Source organism: Marinomonas foliarum, assembly GCF_016906065.1.
In the GTDB taxonomy this organism is placed as follows: domain Bacteria; phylum Pseudomonadota; class Gammaproteobacteria; order Pseudomonadales; family Marinomonadaceae; genus Marinomonas; species Marinomonas foliarum.
In genome coordinates this window covers 1,679,202-1,696,838 of the sequence record NZ_CP070273.1, presented here as the reverse complement: position 1 = coordinate 1,696,838, position 17,637 = coordinate 1,679,202, and the positions used below count along the sequence as shown (strand labels likewise).

The window sequence follows — 17,637 nt, the reverse complement described above, 5'->3', positions numbered from 1 at the left end:
ATTACTGATTCTTGCCTAATAAAATCGCATATCAAAAATGATATACAAACAAACATTTATTCTATTTGATTGGTATGTTTATTTTGCCTACTCTGGATGATAGGTTTTTTAAGACCTGATTGGCTCGAAAAAATAATCATAAAAATCTACGGCCACTGACGCTTGTTCCTTATGGTACTTGCCTTGGCTGTAACAGGAGAAGCTAATGAACTATCTAAAAAATGCCATTGCTGGTTTAGTACTGGGTGCCACTGCACTGAGCTCTGCGAGCGCCTTGGCTGCTGAGGGTTATGTGGGTATTGCTATGCCAACTAAGTCTTCTGCTCGTTGGATCACTGATGGTGATTCCATGGTGCAACTCTTCAAAGATGCAGGTTATAAAGTCGATCTGCAATATGCAGAAGATGAAATCCCTAACCAACTCTCTCAAATTGAAAATATGATCGTAAAAGGCGTCGACGTCCTTGTCATCGCTGCGATTGATGGCACGACTCTGTCTAATGCGCTAGAAAATGCGGATGCCGCTGGCATTAAAGTTATTTCTTATGACCGTCTGATCAAAAACAGCCCTTATGTTAGTTACTACGCGACATTTGATAATTTCAAAGTGGGTGTGTTGCAGGCTAAGTCATTAGTGAGTGGTATGGAAAAACGCGGTCAAGGTCCTTACAACGTTGAATTGTTCGGCGGCTCTCCTGACGATAACAATGCTTATTTCTTCTATAACGGCGCCATGTCTGTACTTCAGCCAATGATTGATTCTGGCAAAGTGAATATTGTGTCAGGTCAAATGGGCATGGATACAGTCGGTACACTACGTTGGGACGGTGCAACTGCTCAAGCGCGTATGGATAACTTACTGTCTGCCCATTACACAACCAAACGTGTAGATGGTGTATTGTCACCATATGACGGTATTTCTATCGGTATTCTGTCATCCCTTAAAGGTGTTGGTTACGGTTCTGGCAATCTAAAAATGCCAATTGTTACTGGCCAGGATGCGGAAGTGCAATCAGTGAAATCCATTATTTCCGGTGAGCAGTATTCTACTGTTTTCAAAGATACTCGTGAGTTAGCCAATGTGACTGTTGGCATGGTGCAAGCGGTGTTAAATGATGCGAAGCCTCAAATCAATGACACGACAACTTACGACAATGGTATCAAGGTAATTCCTAGCTATTTGCTTGAGCCAGTAACAGTAGACAAATCCAATTGGCAAGATGTGCTATTGGGTAGTGGCTACTATACGAAGTCTCAGGTCGAATAAGCGCACGATTAGTATCCTAATTCAACAATAATAAATCAGCGAGTGCGTTATTGATCGTGAATCAATACGGTCAGGACGCGCTCGCTAATGGGATGTTTTATGGAAAATATTATTTTGGAAATGCGCAGCATTACCAAGACGTTTCCTGGAGTAAAAGCCCTCGACGCTGTGAACCTGAAAGTTCGTGCTGGCGAGATCCACGCCTTAGTGGGTGAAAATGGCGCGGGTAAATCGACTCTCATGAAAGTGCTGAGTGGCGTTTATCCACATGGAAGTTATGAAGGCGATATTCTGTTTAATGATGAAACCGTTGCATTTACTGGCATAACGGACAGCGAAGAGAAAGGCATCATCATTATTCACCAAGAGCTAGCGCTCGTGCCGCTTTTATCGATCGCTGAGAATCTATTTTTAGGTAATGAGAATGTTGAAGGTGGCGTCATCAATTGGCCAAAAACCTATTCTCGTACACAAGAGTTATTAGCAAAGGTTGGTTTAAGAGAGTCTCCCTCCACTTTAGTTGGGCAATTAGGTGTAGGCAAGCAGCAACTTGTTGAGATTGCCAAGGCCCTTGCTAAAGATGTGAAGTTGTTGATTCTGGATGAGCCAACGGCTGCGCTGCAAGAGAACGACAGCGCTAAGCTGCTTGATCTATTGCTGGAATTTAAAGCTCAGGGTATTTCCTCCATCCTGATTACCCACAAATTAAATGAAATCAGCCGTGTAGCAGACAGTATCACAGTCATCCGTGACGGTGCCTCAGTCTCCACGTTAGATTGTCGTGCGCAAAGCATCAGTGAAGAAGACATTATTCGCGACATGGTTGGCCGCGATATGGCACACCGCTACCCAGCAAGAAAGAACCCGACCGAAGAAGGTCACTTAGGGAAAACCTTGTTGGAGGTCAGCAATTGGAATGTTTGGCATCCTGAAGCAGTAGACCGTCAAATAATTCATGACATCGCCTTCAATGTGCATGCCGGTGAAATTGTTGGTATTGCGGGCTTGATGGGATCGGGTCGAACAGAATTAGCAATGAGCCTATTTGGACAAAGTTACGGTAAAAATGTCCAAGGTGAAGTGCGCTTACGTGGCGACGTCGCCGATTTATCCACGGTACCTAAAGCGATAAAAAGTGGTTTGGCGTACGTAACGGAAGACCGTAAAGAATTGGGTTTGATTCTTGAAGAAACTATTCAAACCAATACCACCTTAGCAAACCTAGATCGTGTGTCCTCAAAAGGCGTGATTGATGAAAACATCGAGCGCCAAGTGTCTGAAGATTACCGCAAAGCTCTCAATATTCGTACACCAAGTGTGTTCCAGAAAGTGATGAACTTGTCTGGGGGTAATCAACAAAAAGTGGTGTTGAGTAAGTGGCTTTATTCCCAGCCAGATGTGCTGATTCTGGACGAACCAACTCGCGGTATTGACGTGGGTGCCAAATTTGAAATCTACAGCATCATCAATGAGCTTGCCGATGATGGCAAAGGTGTGGTGATGATTTCTTCAGAGATGCCAGAGTTACTTGGCATGTGTGATCGTATTTATGTGATGAACGAGGGCCGTTTTGTTGGTGAGTTAGACAAAACGAATGCGAGCCAAGAAAAAATCATGTCAATGATAGTGAAAGCGTAACGGAGTAATAATAATGACAACAAAAGAAACCTCTACAGTGGTCCAATCGGCACCTTCTGTTACCAGCTACTTGAAGTCGCATATGCGTGATTACGGTATGTTGATCGCACTGGTTGTGATCATGGGCATGTTTCAATTTTTGACCGATGGCACTCTGATGCGTCCGGTTAACTTAACTAACTTATTCCTACAAAACAGCTACATCATCATCATGGCGATTGGCATGTTGCTGGTTATCGTCGCTGGTCATATCGATTTGTCGGTTGGCTCTGTGGCAGGCTTCATTGGGGCATTGGCTGCGGTGATGTCGGTTAACTATGATTTGCCAACGATTCTGGTTGTGCCTGTGTGTCTTGTTGTTGGCTTGATCATTGGTGGCCTACAAGGCTATTGGATTGCCTATTGGAAAATTCCGGCTTTTATCGTGACCTTAGCGGGCATGCTTGTATTCCGTGGTTTGACATTGGCGTTACTAGAAGGTCAATCTGTTGGTCCTTTTCCGAAAAGTTTTCAGCTATTAAGTACAGGATTTATCCCTGATGTATTTGGTGTGGGTCGTCCAAATGTCACTGCGCTTGTATTAGGCGTATTAGCAGCGAGCTCTATTGTCTTTTTGGCGGCACGTAGCCGATCTAGAGCATTGAAATACGGTATTCAAGATGAGCCTTTCTCTTTCTTTATCGTAAAAAATGCCTTGGTTGCCATCGCTATTATTTATTTGTCTTACCTATTAAGTACTTACCGTGGTTTGCCAAACGTTTTAATGACAATGGCTGTATTGATCGCGGTTTATACATTCTTAACCAACAGCACCACAATTGGTCGTCGCATCTATGCTTTGGGTGGCAACGTAAAAGCCGCGAAGCTTTCAGGTATTAATACAGAACGCTTAACCTTTTTGACTTTTGCCAATATGGGCATGTTGGCCGCATTGGCTGGTTTGATCTTTGCCGCGCGCTTAAATACAGCGACGCCAAAAGCCGGTTTCGCTATGGAGCTAGATGTTATTGCCGCTGTCTTTATCGGTGGTGCGTCCATGACAGGTGGTGTCGGTAAAATCATCGGTGCGGTGATTGGTGCCTTCATCATGGGTGTAATGAACAACGGGATGTCGATTTTAGGTATTGGGATTGATTGGCAGCAAGTTATCAAAGGTTTGGTCTTGCTTGCAGCGGTTATCTTCGACGTCTACAACAAACAAAAAGCGCGCTAAGAACGCGGGTTAAGGAGCGATTTATGTTGTTTTTATCTCAAATTAAACAAGGTGGTGTGGTCTGTCGTGAAGGCGATGAGGCACACCTTGTTCTTCATGCATCGAGTGTTTATGAACTCGCAAAAGAAGCCGTTAAAAATGGCGTGCCGCTGAAGTCTATTATCGAGAAACATGGTCTAGGTGAGGCGGTCAATTTGGCCGAACTTGCTAACAAAAACCAATTAGATTGTCCTGTACGCCATCCAGATCCTGCACATATGTATTTAACTGGAACGGGTTTGACTCATTTAGGCTCTGCTGCAACGCGAAACGCCATGCATGCAAAAAGTGAAGAGCTAACGGATTCGATGAAGATCTTCCAAATGGGCGTTGAAGGCGGCAAGCCAAAAGACGGTGAAGAGGGTGTACAGCCAGAATGGTTTTATAAAGGCAATGGCGCTGGCGTGGCTGCGCCGGGTGATGCTTTGCCTTCACCATCCTTTGCATTAGATGGCGGTGAAGAGCCTGAAATCGCTGGTTTTTACTTGGTGGGTGATGACGGCAAAGTGCATCGTCTTGGGTATACCTTGGCGAATGAATTCTCCGATCACGTGACAGAGCGCCAGAACTATTTGTATTTGGCTCATTCAAAATTGCGTCCAGCGTCGTTTGGTCCAGAATTGCTCGTGGGCGAATTGCCAATGCACATTGATGGTCATTCACGTATAGAACGTGGCGAGAAAACGCTTTGGGAGAAAGGCTTTTTATCTGGTGAGGACAATATGTCACACACCTTTAAGAACCTAGAACACCATCATTTTAAATACTCTATTTTCCGCCAACCAGGCGATCTGCATGTGCATATGTTTGGCACAGCGACCTTGTCATTTGCAGATGGTGTTCAGGCTAAAGAAGGCGATGTATTTGAAATTTCCTCCCCTACTTTTGGCTTGCCATTACGTAACGCCTTGGCGAAAGAAGCAGAGTTATCCACCGAGGTAGACGTACTATGAAAAAGCCAATGGCCGTTTATCCAGATTTAAAAGATCGCTCTGTGTTTATCTCCGGTGGTGCGACAGGTATTGGTGCTGCCATTGTTGAAGCCTATGCCAAACAAGGCGCAAAAACGGCCTTTGTGGATTTAGATGAAAAAGCCGGCTCTGCGCTTGCTAAACGTCTTACCAAAGAAGGCTACGAAGTGCGCTTTGACGTGTGTGACATCACGGATATCCAAGATTATCAAAGCAAAATCCGTGCGGCAGCAGAGGTTTTTGGCCCAATTTCAGTATTGATGAATAACGCGGCCAACGATGTGCGTCATTCTTTGGAATCGCTGACCGAAGAGCGTTTCGATGAATTAGTTGGTGTGAACATCAAGCACGCTATGTTCGCAGCGCAAGCTGTCGCGCCAATGATGCGCAAACTGGGTGGTGGTTCGATTATCAATTTTGGTTCTGTGGGCTGGATGATGCCGACAGCAGGCTACCCAACTTATGGTACGAGCAAAGCCGCGACCCATGGTTTAACTCGCTCTCTTGCCCGTGATTTAGGTGGTGCAGGTATTCGAGTGAATACTTTGGTGCCGGGTTGGGTGATGACAGAAAAACAGCTGCGCATGTGGGTTGATGATGCTGCAGAAGAAAAGATTAAACAAAGCCAATGCCTAGCAGGCAAAGTGCTTCCCGAACACATCGCCAACATGGCGTTGTTCTTAGGGTCCGATGCGGCGGCAATGTGCTCGGCGCAGAACTTTATTGTTGATGGAGGTTGGGTATGAGTGATTCTAAGAAAAGCACGTTCGTACCAAAAACATGGCCGCGTAAATTACGTTCCACTGAATGGTTTGGTGGGACATCACGTGATCACATTTACCATCGCAGCTGGATGAAAAACCAAGGCTTACCGGCGGACTTGTTTGATGGCCGTCCAGTAATTGGTATTTGTAATACTTGGTCGCAGCTAACACCTTGTAACGCCCATCTTCGCGATCTTGCTGATCGAGTGAAGCATGGTATTTATGAGGCGGGTGGTTTGCCACTGGAATTTCCTGTGTTTTCTGTGGGTGAAAGCTCACTTCGCCCAACGGCTATGATGTATCGCAACATGGCGGCCATGGACGTGGAAGAAGCCTTGCGTGCGAATCCGCTCGACGGTGTTGTCTTGTTGGCAGGTTGTGACAAAACTACTCCAGCGCTGCTTATGGGCGCGTGTAGTGTCGATATTCCATCGATTGTCGTATCTGGTGGCCCAATGTTGAATGGCTACTTCAGAGGCGAGCGTGTGGGCTCTGGTACCGCTTTGTGGCAAATGTCGGAAGACATTAAAGCTGGCAAGATGACGCAAGAAGATTTCCTTGAAGCTGAGCAATCTATGTCTCGCTCTGCTGGTGGTTGTAACACCATGGGAACCGCTAGCACCATGGCATCGATGGCCGAAGCCTTGGGTATGGCGTTATCTGGTAACGCAGCGATTCCGGCGGTAGATAGCCGACGTCGCGTTATGGCGCACCTTACTGGTCGTCGTATTGTCGATATGGTCAAAGACGATTTGAAGCCGTCTGACATTTTAACTCGCCAAGCGTTTGAAAATGCGATTCGTGTTAATGGCGCAATTGGTGGCTCCACTAATGCCGTGATTCACTTATTGGCTATTGCTGGTCGTGTTGGTGTGGATTTAAGCCTAGACGATTGGGATAAATTGGGCCAAGAAATTGCCACAATTGTGAACTTGATGCCATCGGGCAAATACTTGATGGAAGAGTTCTTCTACGCAGGCGGCTTGCCTGTGGTAATCAAGCATTTGGCTGAGGCTGGCAAACTGCATAAAAACGCCATTACCGTGTCTGGTGAATCCATTTGGGAAGAAGTAAAAGAGGTTCGTAACTGGAATCCAGATGTTATTTTGCCCGTTGAAAAAGCACTGACACAAAAGGGCGGTATTGTTGTATTGAAAGGCAACCTTGCGCCACAAGGAGCGGTATTGAAACCTTCCGCAGCGTCGGCGCATTTATTGCAGCACCGTGGCCGTGCTGTGGTGTTTGAAGACATTGATGACTACAAAGCTAAGATCAATGATGAAGCCTTGGACATCGATGAAAACTGCGTCATGGTACTAAAAAACTGTGGGCCAAAAGGTTACCCAGGCATGGCGGAAGTAGGCAATATGGGCTTACCACCAAAAGTGTTGCGCAAAGGCATTAAAGACATGGTGCGCATTTCTGATGCACGTATGTCGGGAACGGCCTATGGAACCGTCGTTTTGCATACTACGCCGGAAGCCGCTGCGGGTGGACCATTGGCTGTGATTCAAAATGGCGACATGATTGAACTAGACGTAGAAAATCGTCGTCTTCATGTAGACATTTCAGATGAAGAAATGGCAACACGTTTAGCGAACTGGAAAAGTCATTTGGAAGCACCAAAAAGTGGCTATATCAAATTATTCCATGACCACGTACAGGGTGCCGATACCGGTGCCGATTTTGACTTCTTAAAAGGGTGTCGAGGCGCTGCGGTGCCAAAAGACTCGCATTGAGTAAGTCCTTACTTGAAATGAGTAAGAAAATAAACGAACACAATAGAGAAGAGGAGTGAGTATGTTAACGGGACAGCATTTTATTGCCGGTAAATGGGTAAAGGGCGACGCAACATTTTCTTCAACGCCTGCTACAGGACCTTCTCATGAGTTTGCCGTTGGTCGTGTATCCGATGTGGATGCCGCAGTAGAAGCGGCTGAGGCTTCTTTTGAGACATTTGGTTATTCTTCTCGTGAAGAGCGTGCTGCTTTTTTGAATGCGATTGCTGACGAAATTGATGTGCTAGGCAATCAAATTACTGAAGTTGGCGTACAAGAAACAGGTTTGCCAGCGGCACGTTTGCAAGGTGAACGCGGCCGTACAACAGGCCAGCTACGTTTATTCGCTGAGCGTATTTTGTCTGGTGAATACTTGGATCGTCGTTTTGATGAAGCTTTGCCAGATCGTGCCCCATTACCACGTCCAGATATGTACATGGTGCAGCGTCCAATTGGTCCTGTTGCAGTGTTCGGTGCGTCTAACTTTCCATTGGCGTTTTCAACGGCGGGTGGTGATACAGCGGCAGCATTAGCTGCGGGTTGTCCTGTAGTAGTGAAAGGCCATTCAGCTCATCCGGGAACGGGCGAGTTAGTGGCGCAAGCCGTTGATAAGGCCATGCAGCGCTGCAAGATGCCAGCGGGTGTTTTCTCTTTGATCCAAGGCGGTAATCGCCAAGTTGGTCAAGCTCTAGTTCAGCATCCGTTAATCAAAGCGGTTGGCTTTACTGGTAGTTTGGCGGGTGGTCGTGCCTTGTTTGATTTGTGTGCGGCGCGTCCAGAGCCAATTCCTTTCTTTGGCGAGCTGGGTTCTGTGAACCCAATGTTTGTGATGCCGGAAGCAGTGAAAAACCGTGCTGAAGAGTTAGGTAAAGGCTGGGCGGGTTCATTGACTATGGGCGCAGGGCAGTTCTGTACTAACCCTGGTATTGCTGTGATGTTGGATAACGCAGATTCAAAAGCCATGATTGCAGCAGCGAGTGCGGCCTTATCTGAGATCTCTGCGCAAACCATGCTGACTGATGGCATTGCTGATGCGTACCGTTCTGGTGTTGCTGCAATAGAAAAAACGGGTATTGAGTCGGTTGTTCGTACAACAGACACAACGGATAGAACGGCATTGCCAAACTTGTTCACGGTAACGGGTCAAGCATGGCTAGATCACCCAACTCTTCATCAAGAAGTCTTTGGTCCTCTTGGTTTGGTGGTTCTGGCGGAAAGCGTCGAGCAGATGGTCGAGTTGGCTCGTCATTTGGAAGGTCAGTTGACGTGTACGATTCACCTTGATGAAGGTGACCATTCAGCATGTCAGAAGCTTTTGCCTGTATTGGAACGCAAAGCTGGTCGTTTGCTAGCAAATGGTTTCCCAACAGGAGTTGAAGTGAACGACACCATGGTTCACGGCGGGCCGTATCCGGCGTCGACAAATTTCGGTGCAACCTCAGTCGGCACCTTGTCGATTCGTCGTTTCTTGCGTCCTGTTTGTTACCAAAACATACCAAAGGCATTGTTACCAAAAGATCTAGCTGGCTAGTTCTTAAGCATTAAATATCCCAAGGCGGGTTATTAAGCGAGTTCGGTTTTGAAAGCAACCGACTCGCTTTTTTTTGCTTCTTGGTAAAGTTAATAGCCAATAGTTTAACTGTGCGCTGGCTTTTGTTCCAACTCGGCAAGCACTAAACGTTTGAGTTGATTGGCAAGAGGAGACAATTGGCGACCACGCATTTGTAATAAGTAATAAGGGCTCATGATAATCTTACGGTCTAGCTTAAGTGCTTTTAAGTCTGCTCGAACTTGATTCCCTATTAGCAAATCACTTACTTCTCTTGCGATAGGGGCAATAGCGTTAGAGGAAACAAGAATAGCAATTAAGGCGAGCAAGGAGGTGCTATTGGTTATACTTAATGGCAATTCAGCTCGTTCTTCCATAAAAGCGGCTTCAACCGCTTCGCGTATGGGAGCGCGGTGAGACTGCATGACCCATTCAAAATGAGCTAAGTCTTTTACTTTGACGACATCTAAGTGAGCTAATGGATGGTCTTTTCGAACTAATAAATTGACTGATTCTGTGCGCGCTGGGTAAATCTCAAATTCGTTGGCGTCGTATTGTTTGGGAATACGGGCAAGCACGAAGTCATTGTGTCCAGCGACTAAATCGCGAACTAAAACATCACTGGTATCGACGTTAATATCAATTTCGGCTTTGGGGGCGATAGCTCGCAATTGCTGAATAGCGGGAATGACAAATCCCACTGCCGCGCCAGTGACTGCGCCAATAGCGGTTGTTCCGCCGCCGCCTTCTTTAAGTTCGTCTACTTCACGGGCAAGATCGCGTAACTCAACTAAAAGGTTGTGCGCCCGGCGTGCCACTGCTTGACCAACCAAGGTTGGTTCCATGCCTTTGGCATGACGAATAAATAAACGTGTACCGATAGTTTGTTCAATTTCACTCAACATGCGTGATGCAGCAGGTTGTGTCATTGCCATTTCATCCGCAGCAATGCCCAGTTGACCATGCTCGGAAATAACCGAAATTAAGCGTAGTTGATTGAGTTTTAAATGCTTGGCCAGACCTATGTCCATATCGACCTCTGTTATTGTTTTTAATAAAGGTATTTTACTCTAAATAGAAGCTATTTGCGTCTAATAGCAATAAAAAAGCCCAAATAAATGGGCTTTTTTAGCATTTCTCTTTTACAAGATCATGATGGTTATTTAAGGCTGAAACTGGCGATTAACGGCGCTTTCAGGGTCAAAACTGTCGACGGCAATGTCTTGTGCTTCGGCTGTCCATTTCCATGTGGTGGCGAGTCGCTCTTTGGTGAATGCGCCGTAACCATCTTGATCACTGACGGCGTTATAAACCAAGGATTTGATTGAATTAATTGTGTTTGTTGCAGTACTAGCATCAACTTCTGGCACCATGTCATGAACGATTTGCCCGCTTTCTTCTGGGTACTCCCAAGTATATTTGATGGCTTTTTTATAGGCTTGAACAAAACGTTTTGTCACATCTGGGTGCTTATTGATAAAGCGGTCAGAGGCAATAACAGAAGTCGAGTAAAACTCTAAACCGGCATCGTACCATGGCAATACTCGCAAAGTTTTACCGGCGCTTTTGGCTTGTTGCTGATAAATTACCGTATCTGTTATCCATGAAATAACTACGTCAGTGTTACCGGAAAGTAACATTGGGTTTAGTGCACCAGCGTCAGCTTTGACCAATTTGATACTGTCTGGATCAACGTTATTCACTTCTAACAATAAGGGTAAAAAGACATTTGAAGACGTATAAGGCGAGGTGGCAATGCGTTTTCCTGCGACGTCTTTGACGCTTTTAACGTCTGAATCAGCAGGCACAAAGAAAGCGTGGGGCGCTTTACTAAAGACGGAATACACCGCGGAAACCGGCATATCATTTTGTGCTTTTGCCATTAATAACGCGACCAAGTCAGATAAGCCCATGTCGGCATTACCAGTGGCGAGTTTGCTGATCGCGTCGGTGGAACCTCGGCCGCTTGCCACAGAGACGTCTAAATCAACGTCTTTGAAAAAGCCTTTTTTGATGCCTACATAAACCGGTGCTTTATCGCCACCAGGTAACCAATCTAGCTGAAACTTTACTTTATCAGCGGCGAAAACCGCGTTTCCACTTAAGGCTGTCAATGCCATGGCCCCAGCTAGGCATAGATTACGAAATAAGGTTGTCTTGTTCATTGTTTTCTCCATGTTTCATCATAGATCTGGCTCTGCTTTTCTAAGCAAGCCAAGCTCAGTTAGTGAAACAACCACAAAGAAAACAAGATGAGGAAAGAGCGAGAGGGCTGGGTACACAGTCGAATTAAGTAGATACGGCTGTCACTTCCCTTTCGACATCCTCTTTGGGTTGTCGATAAAGGCAGTGAGCAATGCCCGAATTTGGTTTGTCGGAACCCGACACCAAACTTGACCGCTTCTACTCATTGCGCCACGCAAACTATTTGCGCCACTTATGACTAAGCAACAAGCAGGCCAAATATATTTGTCTATAAATTCGGCAGTTATGTGGTAGTTAGTGCTCTGTTCTGCACTTGAATTGGGCGTATTGTGGTCTAGTCGCACCATAAATATGATTAATAGCATGTGAAATATGATGAATGGTTCGTGCTTGCTGTGTGCTTACTGCCGTTGCATAGACTGGTACAAGGTTTGCTTGTTGACTTAGTTAAGTTGTATGTGAATTAAAGAGTAGAAGCGGTTAAGCCTTTTGGCCTGGACATTGCTCTTTCCTAAAAAGGAGAGTGTTATGCCCCAGTATTTAATCCGCCAAGCCAAAGCCGTTGCAGGTTATGAGCTTCCTCAAGATATCCGTATTAAAGATGGCGTGATTGCCGCCATTGCTCCAACGCTAGATCGCGAGCCTGACGACGAGTTAATAGATGCGTCTCACTGTGTGGTTTACCCAGGGTTTGTGAATACTCACCATCATCTTGCTCAGTCGATACTAAAAGGCGTTCCTGCTGGTTTGAACCAAGGTTTAGGGGAATGGCTGGCAAGCGTGCCGTATCGATTCTGGCCACAAATTACGCCAGATTTAATGTATGTCGCAGCGAAATTAGGCCTGTACGAGCAATTGCGCTCTGGTGTGACGACCTGTGCAGATCATCATTATTTGTACCATGCGAACACATCACCAGAATTGGAAGACGCTGTTTGGCGTGCTGCCGAAGATTTAGGTATTCGCTTAGTTTTATGCCGTGGTGGCGCAACGGTGCAAGGCAGTCATAAAGGTATGAAAGACAGCGGCATTGTTCCTGAATCATTGGAATTGTCATTAGATCGCCTTGATGCTTCCTACAAACGCTACCATGACAACAACCCATTCAGCATGCGACGCTTGGTCGTCGCGCCGACCAGTTTGGTTCACACATCGCCAGCAGAAGACTTACGTGGTTATGCTCAGTGGGCAAAAGAGCGAAACCTGCTGCGCCACTCACATTTATTGGAAGTGTCTTTTGATGAGCAAATGGCGCAACAAAATTTCGGTATGAGCGCCATTGATTACGCCGCTCACTGTGATTGGTTAGGCGACGATGTGTGGTTCGCTCACTTGGTGCAAGCGGATGCTCATGCAATTGAATTACTAGCGCAAACCAAGACGCGAATTGCCCATTGCCCCACATCAAACTGTCGACTCGGCAGCGGTATCGCACCAGTTCTTGAAATGGAAAAAGCTGGGATTCCTATTGCTATTGGTGTGGATGGTTCTGCGTCTAGTGAAAATGCTTCCATGCTGCAAGAGTTGAATCTCGCGTGGTTGTTACATCGCACTCAGGGTGGACCGACAGCAACAAACGTGGCGCAAGTGCTTAAATGGGGAACGCAAAACGGCGCGGATCTTTTGGGGCTTAAAACAGGGCAAATAGCCGAAGGTTATGCTGCCGATTTGGTTTTGTACTCTCTTGATGCTCCGCGTTATTCTGGCGTGCACAGCCTATTAGAAGCGCCAATCTTATGTGGTGAACCGACACTGATTAAACATAGCTTTGTGAACGGTAAGCGAGTGGTTGAAAATGGCCAAGTGCTTGGTGTGGACGAAGCCGAGTTAATTCAAGACGTAAAAGCGGCGGTACAGGAATTGTTAGCAAGCTCGCCTGCTAAATAATTGCGAGATGCTGAAGGAGGCGAGTAAACTATTAGTCCATTTTATTAATCGCTAAGGAAAGGGATGTCTCTTCTACATTCGCCACAATCTACAGAATTGCCGATAAAACGCTTGGCTGAAAAAGAACTGGTGGCCTTGTTTGCTCTGATGATGTCGCTGACGGCGTTGAGTATGGATGCCATGTTGCCGGCGTTTCCTTTCATTGCTGAGTCTCTGGCTGTGGTGGATTACCAGAAAACCCAGTGGATCGTCTCAGCAATGATACTAGGTATGGTGTTTGGGGAGATTTTCTTTGGACCTTTGTCCGATGCCATCGGCCGTAAAAAAAGTATTTTACTTGGTATCTGTGTGTATCTTATCGGTTCGGTGGTGGCGTTGTTGGCGTCGTCCATCGAGATGTTTTTGCTGGGGCGCATGATACAAGGGTTTGGCGTTGCTGGGCCAAAAATCGCGTCTCGCGCCTTGATCCGAGATATGTACAAAGGCGCTGCGATGGCACGCATTATGTCCTTTGTGATGATGGTGTTTATTTTAGTGCCTATGCTTGCTCCCTCTATTGGGCAGCTCGTGTTGCAAGTCGCAGATTGGCGTTGGATTTTTGGTTTGTTAATGACTCAAGCAACCATTGCAGGCGTATGGTTGCTGCTGCGTCAGCCTGAAACCTTGTCGAAAGAGAACCGTATTCCACTTAACCGAAAACGATTAGTGGCCGATGTTCGTATCATACTTAGCCGTGGTGATGTCATGGCCTATACTGTGTTATTGGGCTGTATTTTTGGTGGTTTGATGTTGCATATAAGCACTGCCCAATCCATTTTTCAGGATGTGTATGACACAGGTGATCGCTTTCCTTTGTTCTTTGCCATGTTGGCGATTGGCTCTGCTGTTATCAATTTCTCAAACGGCAAGATTGTACTGCGAATCGGTATGCTGCGCTGTGTGATAAGTGCGTTGAGCGTACTGTTAACCTCTTCTTTTGTTTTGCTGTTATCAACTTTTTACTTTGATGGCGTTCCGCCTTTTGTGCTCTTTATGGGGTTGGGAATGGTGATGTTTTCCTGCTTCGGTATGGTGTTTGGTAATGTAAACGCCATGGCGATGGAGCCGCTAGGAAAAATGGCGGGGCTTGGGGCTTCCGTTATTTCATCGTTATCCAGCTTTCTGGCGATTATTTTATCGACCGTGATTGGGCAGTTTTATCATTTTACTGTGACGCCATTGGCAAGCGGTTTTGTTATTTTTTCTATCATTGCTTTTGTGATGCTGAGGTATGGGTACAAGTACAGTCAGCGTCATACCGTAGAATAAGGTTTTTCAGCGCATAGTTGGTTTGGTGAAGATGGGTGTCATCCTGTGTTCACCAAAATAGGTTAGAATGTAAGCTCAGTTTTTTAGTAAGAGCACACCTATTTCTATGTCATCCCAAATATCCCAATCTGATTCCTTAGCGAAGCAACTTTTTTCCATGACATGGCCGATGATGTTTGGCATTTTGTCGTTGATGAGTTTCCAGCTGGTGGACAGTGCCTTTATCGGACAATTGGGTATTTTGCCCTTAGCTGCACAGGGTTTTACTCTGCCTATTCAGATGGTCGTCATTGGTCTGCAAGTCGGGTTAGGGATCGCAACAACGGCGATTATTTCTCGTGCGTTAGGGGCAGGGAATACGCGTTATGCCAAGCAATTAGGTGGTTTGGTATTAATGATGGGAAGCGTGGGGATTGCTTTCTTTAGTGTGATCATTTGGTTCTCACGTCATCCTATTTTGGCGTTATTGAGTGCGCCGGATTCTGTTTATCCTGTTATTGATTCTTACTGGCCTCACTGGTTACTCAGCGCTTGGGTCGGGGCGCTCATCTATTTTTATTACAGCATTTGTCGATCTAATGGTAATACCATGTTGCCAGGTATCATGATGATTGTGACCAGCGTGCTTAACTTGGTGCTGGATCCAATTTTTATCTTCACTTTTGATCTTGGTTTGAATGGCGCCGCGATGGCAACTACGGTGGCGTTTGCTTTAGGTACTTTGATTGTTGCGCCGCAAGTCGCTCGTAAGCACTGGATTACCTTTGATTGGCAAGATCTCAATGTCGGCAAAAGTTTGACGTCGATAGGTCATATTATGGGGCCTGCGATGGTTAGCCAGCTGCTACCGCCAGTTTCTTCTATGTTGGCGACTAAGCTGATTGCTGGGTTTGGTACGGCAGCGGTAGCGTCTTGGGCGCTGGGCTCGCGCTTTGAATTTTTCTCTATTGTGGCCGTGTTGGCGCTGACTATGTCCATGCCACCCATGGTCGGACGGTTGTTAGGCGAAGGGCGTTTAGATGATGTTCGTTATGTTGTGCGTTTAGCCTGTCGTTTCGTATTATCATTTCAACTATTGGTTGCAGTGGTTACTTTCTTCGTCTCGGGTCTGTTGGCGAACTTGATGACCAGTGATGAAGAAGTATCGATGATTTTGCATTGGCATTTGATGATAGTGCCGGTGAGTTTAGGCCTACTCGGCATTTGTATGTTGATGGTGTCGATCTCTAATGCGCTTGGTAAATCTTATACCGCTTTGACGATATCTGCATTGCGACTGTTTGCCTTCTTCTTGCCTTGTCTATGGATTGGTTCTGAATTAGCCGGACTTAAAGGGCTGTTCTTCGGCGTCTTGATCGGTAATGTTCTTGCGGGTATTTGTGCTTGGCGTATGTATCGCAGAGCGCTTGAACAGGTTGAGAAAAAGCTAGTACAGAATAAGACGTAATACCGCAATATCGTCCAATCTTTTCTGTTTGTTATTGGTTAGTCTATATCTATTGTTTCAGGGGCTTAAGTCTGATCCTGACGCATTCTTATGAATTTAAGTTACAAGAAATTTAGACTTAGATGCGCCTTTAAGAATTCATCAATTAACCGTTTTTTTAGTCTTTTGTTAGACGCTTTCTCTTTGGGTAAGCGTGAAATGTGCGTGCCTACGTACTATCAAAAGTAGTCTTGTTCCGGAGAGTAATGCATTGAATAAAATCAATATTAACGAAAAGTTTGGATTGTTCACAGAGGAGTGGGCTCCGAAGATTATTGCGGAATCAAATGGCCAACTAGTTAAAATAGCAAAAGGAAGTGATGAGCTTGTTTGGCATACACATGAGCATGAAGATGAACTTTTTATTGTGTTCAAAGGGCAACTGACTTTGCAGATGAGAAGCGGAGATGTTGTACTCAACACTGGTGAAATGTTTGTTGTCCCTAAGGGTGTAGAGCATTGCCCTAAAGCAAAAAAAGATACTCATTTTATGATGGTTGAGCCTTTATCGACAGCTCATACTGGCAAACTTGAAAGTGAAGTAACGGTATCATTCGAGAAGCAAGATTGGATATAGCGCAATAACAAGTTGATACTGAGCTAGTGCGGAATAAGTTGTAATACCGCAATATCGTCCAATCTTTTCTGTTTGTTATTGGTTAGTCTATTGTTATTGATTAGGCTAGTTTCGGGAGGTTGTGATGTCAGTAGAAAATCATTTTCAGTTTGCGAAAAGTGCAGCCCTCGATGAGGTGATGTTGCTGGAAGCCTCTATGAGCGATTTTTCTTATGGCACTCATGCCCATGAGGAGTTTTCTTTCGGCGTAACTTTATCTGGTCGTCAGGATTTTTTTGCTTTAGGTGAACATCACAAAAGCTATGCTGGCAATGTGATTGTGTTTAATCCGGAAGAAGCTCACGATGGTCATTCAGGTGCGGATGATCCTCTTCACTACAAGATGCTTTATGTCCATCCTGATCAATTAACCCCCATGCTTGAAAGTGCTGGTATTCGTCGCTCGCAAGACTTTCGTGTTGAACTTCCTGTGCAACAGGATGCGGTGCTCAAAGCGCACATTTTGCGCTTGGCTGCTTTGGTAGAAAGTTCTGCTACATCTGCACTGGAATATTCCTCTGCCTTGTTTGAATTTGCTGAATATTTGGCATGTCAAAAGGGTATTAAAATAGAAGCTAAGCAGCGATTGAAAGACCCTGTCTTTGAGCGAGTTCGCGAGTACTTACATGCTCATGTGAGTGCTGAAGTGTCACTTGATGAACTAAGCCAAGTAGCGCATATGTCGAAGTACCATTTATTGCGCTGCTTCCGTGATTATTTTGGTATGACGCCTCACCAATACTGGCAAAATTATCGAATGAACCGCGCCAAAGACGCGCTTGAGCTAGGAATGTCTCCAGCCGACGTGGCGTTTACCTTTGGCTTCACCGACCTGAGTTATTTTAATCGTCGATTTAAGCCCATGTTTGGGCTCACGCCTTATCAATTTAGGCGTACTTTGCTGCGTACTTAGCGG

14 protein-coding genes are annotated in these 17,637 nt (G+C 45.7%); 12 read left to right on the top strand and 2 right to left on the bottom strand.

Annotated elements, in window-relative coordinates; genetic code table 11:
• Positions 1 to 205 precede the first annotated feature (205 nt).
• The 7 genes from chvE to JSY38_RS07845 all read left to right on the top strand — a co-directional run bounded on the left by chvE (position 206) and on the right by JSY38_RS07845 (position 9,201).
• Positions 206 to 1,267 (top strand): multiple monosaccharide ABC transporter substrate-binding protein, encoded by a 1,062-nt coding sequence (gene chvE, locus JSY38_RS07875; protein ID WP_114411498.1) that lies wholly within the window; start codon positions 206 to 208, stop codon positions 1,265 to 1,267.
• A 99-nt stretch (positions 1,268 to 1,366) separates the two neighbouring features.
• Complete coding sequence (gene mmsA, locus JSY38_RS07870; protein ID WP_114411499.1) at positions 1,367 to 2,905, top strand: multiple monosaccharide ABC transporter ATP-binding protein; 1,539 nt, start codon at positions 1,367 to 1,369, stop codon at positions 2,903 to 2,905.
• A 13-nt stretch (positions 2,906 to 2,918) separates the two neighbouring features.
• Positions 2,919 to 4,118 (top strand): multiple monosaccharide ABC transporter permease, encoded by a 1,200-nt coding sequence (gene mmsB / locus JSY38_RS07865; protein ID WP_114411500.1) that lies wholly within the window; start codon positions 2,919 to 2,921, stop codon positions 4,116 to 4,118.
• A gap of 23 nt (positions 4,119 to 4,141) precedes the next feature.
• Positions 4,142 to 5,110 (top strand): AraD1 family protein, encoded by a 969-nt coding sequence (gene araD1, locus JSY38_RS07860; RefSeq protein WP_205116344.1) that lies wholly within the window; start codon positions 4,142 to 4,144, stop codon positions 5,108 to 5,110.
• Complete coding sequence (locus tag JSY38_RS07855; RefSeq protein ID WP_114411502.1) at positions 5,107 to 5,874, top strand: SDR family NAD(P)-dependent oxidoreductase; 768 nt, start codon at positions 5,107 to 5,109, stop codon at positions 5,872 to 5,874. Before araD1 ends, JSY38_RS07855 begins: the two co-directional genes overlap by 4 nt.
• Positions 5,871 to 7,631 carry an L-arabinonate dehydratase gene (gene araD / locus JSY38_RS07850; protein WP_114411503.1) on the top strand — a complete coding sequence of 587 codons (1,761 nt, stop codon included), beginning with the start codon at positions 5,871 to 5,873 and terminating at the stop codon, positions 7,629 to 7,631. The genes JSY38_RS07855 and araD overlap by 4 nt, the downstream gene beginning before the upstream one ends.
• Before the next feature lie 61 nt (positions 7,632 to 7,692).
• Positions 7,693 to 9,201 (top strand): aldehyde dehydrogenase (NADP(+)), encoded by a 1,509-nt coding sequence (locus tag JSY38_RS07845; protein ID WP_205116342.1) that lies wholly within the window; start codon positions 7,693 to 7,695, stop codon positions 9,199 to 9,201.
• A 104-nt stretch (positions 9,202 to 9,305) separates the two neighbouring features.
• On the opposite strand, the gene JSY38_RS07840 is transcribed toward JSY38_RS07845, so the two are convergent.
• Positions 9,306 to 10,250, bottom strand: coding sequence for a LysR family transcriptional regulator (locus tag JSY38_RS07840; protein WP_205116340.1), 945 nt, complete (start codon positions 10,248 to 10,250; stop codon positions 9,306 to 9,308).
• Between the two features lie 132 nt (positions 10,251 to 10,382).
• The gene (locus tag JSY38_RS07835; protein WP_205116338.1) at positions 10,383 to 11,384 is read right to left on the bottom strand and encodes an ABC transporter substrate-binding protein; all 1,002 of its coding nucleotides are present in this window, start codon (positions 11,382 to 11,384) and stop codon (positions 10,383 to 10,385) included.
• Between the two features lie 568 nt (positions 11,385 to 11,952).
• Here JSY38_RS07835 and JSY38_RS07830 point away from each other — a divergent pair.
• From JSY38_RS07830 to JSY38_RS07810, 5 genes are all read left to right on the top strand, one after another.
• On the top strand, positions 11,953 to 13,311 hold the full coding sequence (locus tag JSY38_RS07830; RefSeq protein WP_205116336.1) for an amidohydrolase family protein: 1,359 nt from the start codon (positions 11,953 to 11,955) through the stop codon (positions 13,309 to 13,311).
• Between the two features lie 63 nt (positions 13,312 to 13,374).
• The gene (locus JSY38_RS07825; protein ID WP_114411508.1) at positions 13,375 to 14,619 is read left to right on the top strand and encodes a multidrug effflux MFS transporter; all 1,245 of its coding nucleotides are present in this window, start codon (positions 13,375 to 13,377) and stop codon (positions 14,617 to 14,619) included.
• A gap of 106 nt (positions 14,620 to 14,725) precedes the next feature.
• Entirely contained in the window at positions 14,726 to 16,066 is a 1,341-nt protein-coding gene (locus JSY38_RS07820) for an MATE family efflux transporter (protein WP_205116329.1), read from the top strand.
• A gap of 250 nt (positions 16,067 to 16,316) precedes the next feature.
• The gene (locus JSY38_RS07815; protein WP_114411510.1) at positions 16,317 to 16,682 is read left to right on the top strand and encodes a cupin domain-containing protein; all 366 of its coding nucleotides are present in this window, start codon (positions 16,317 to 16,319) and stop codon (positions 16,680 to 16,682) included.
• Between the two features lie 124 nt (positions 16,683 to 16,806).
• Complete coding sequence (locus tag JSY38_RS07810; RefSeq protein ID WP_205116327.1) at positions 16,807 to 17,634, top strand: AraC family transcriptional regulator; 828 nt, start codon at positions 16,807 to 16,809, stop codon at positions 17,632 to 17,634.
• Positions 17,635 to 17,637: the final 3 nt, after the last annotated feature.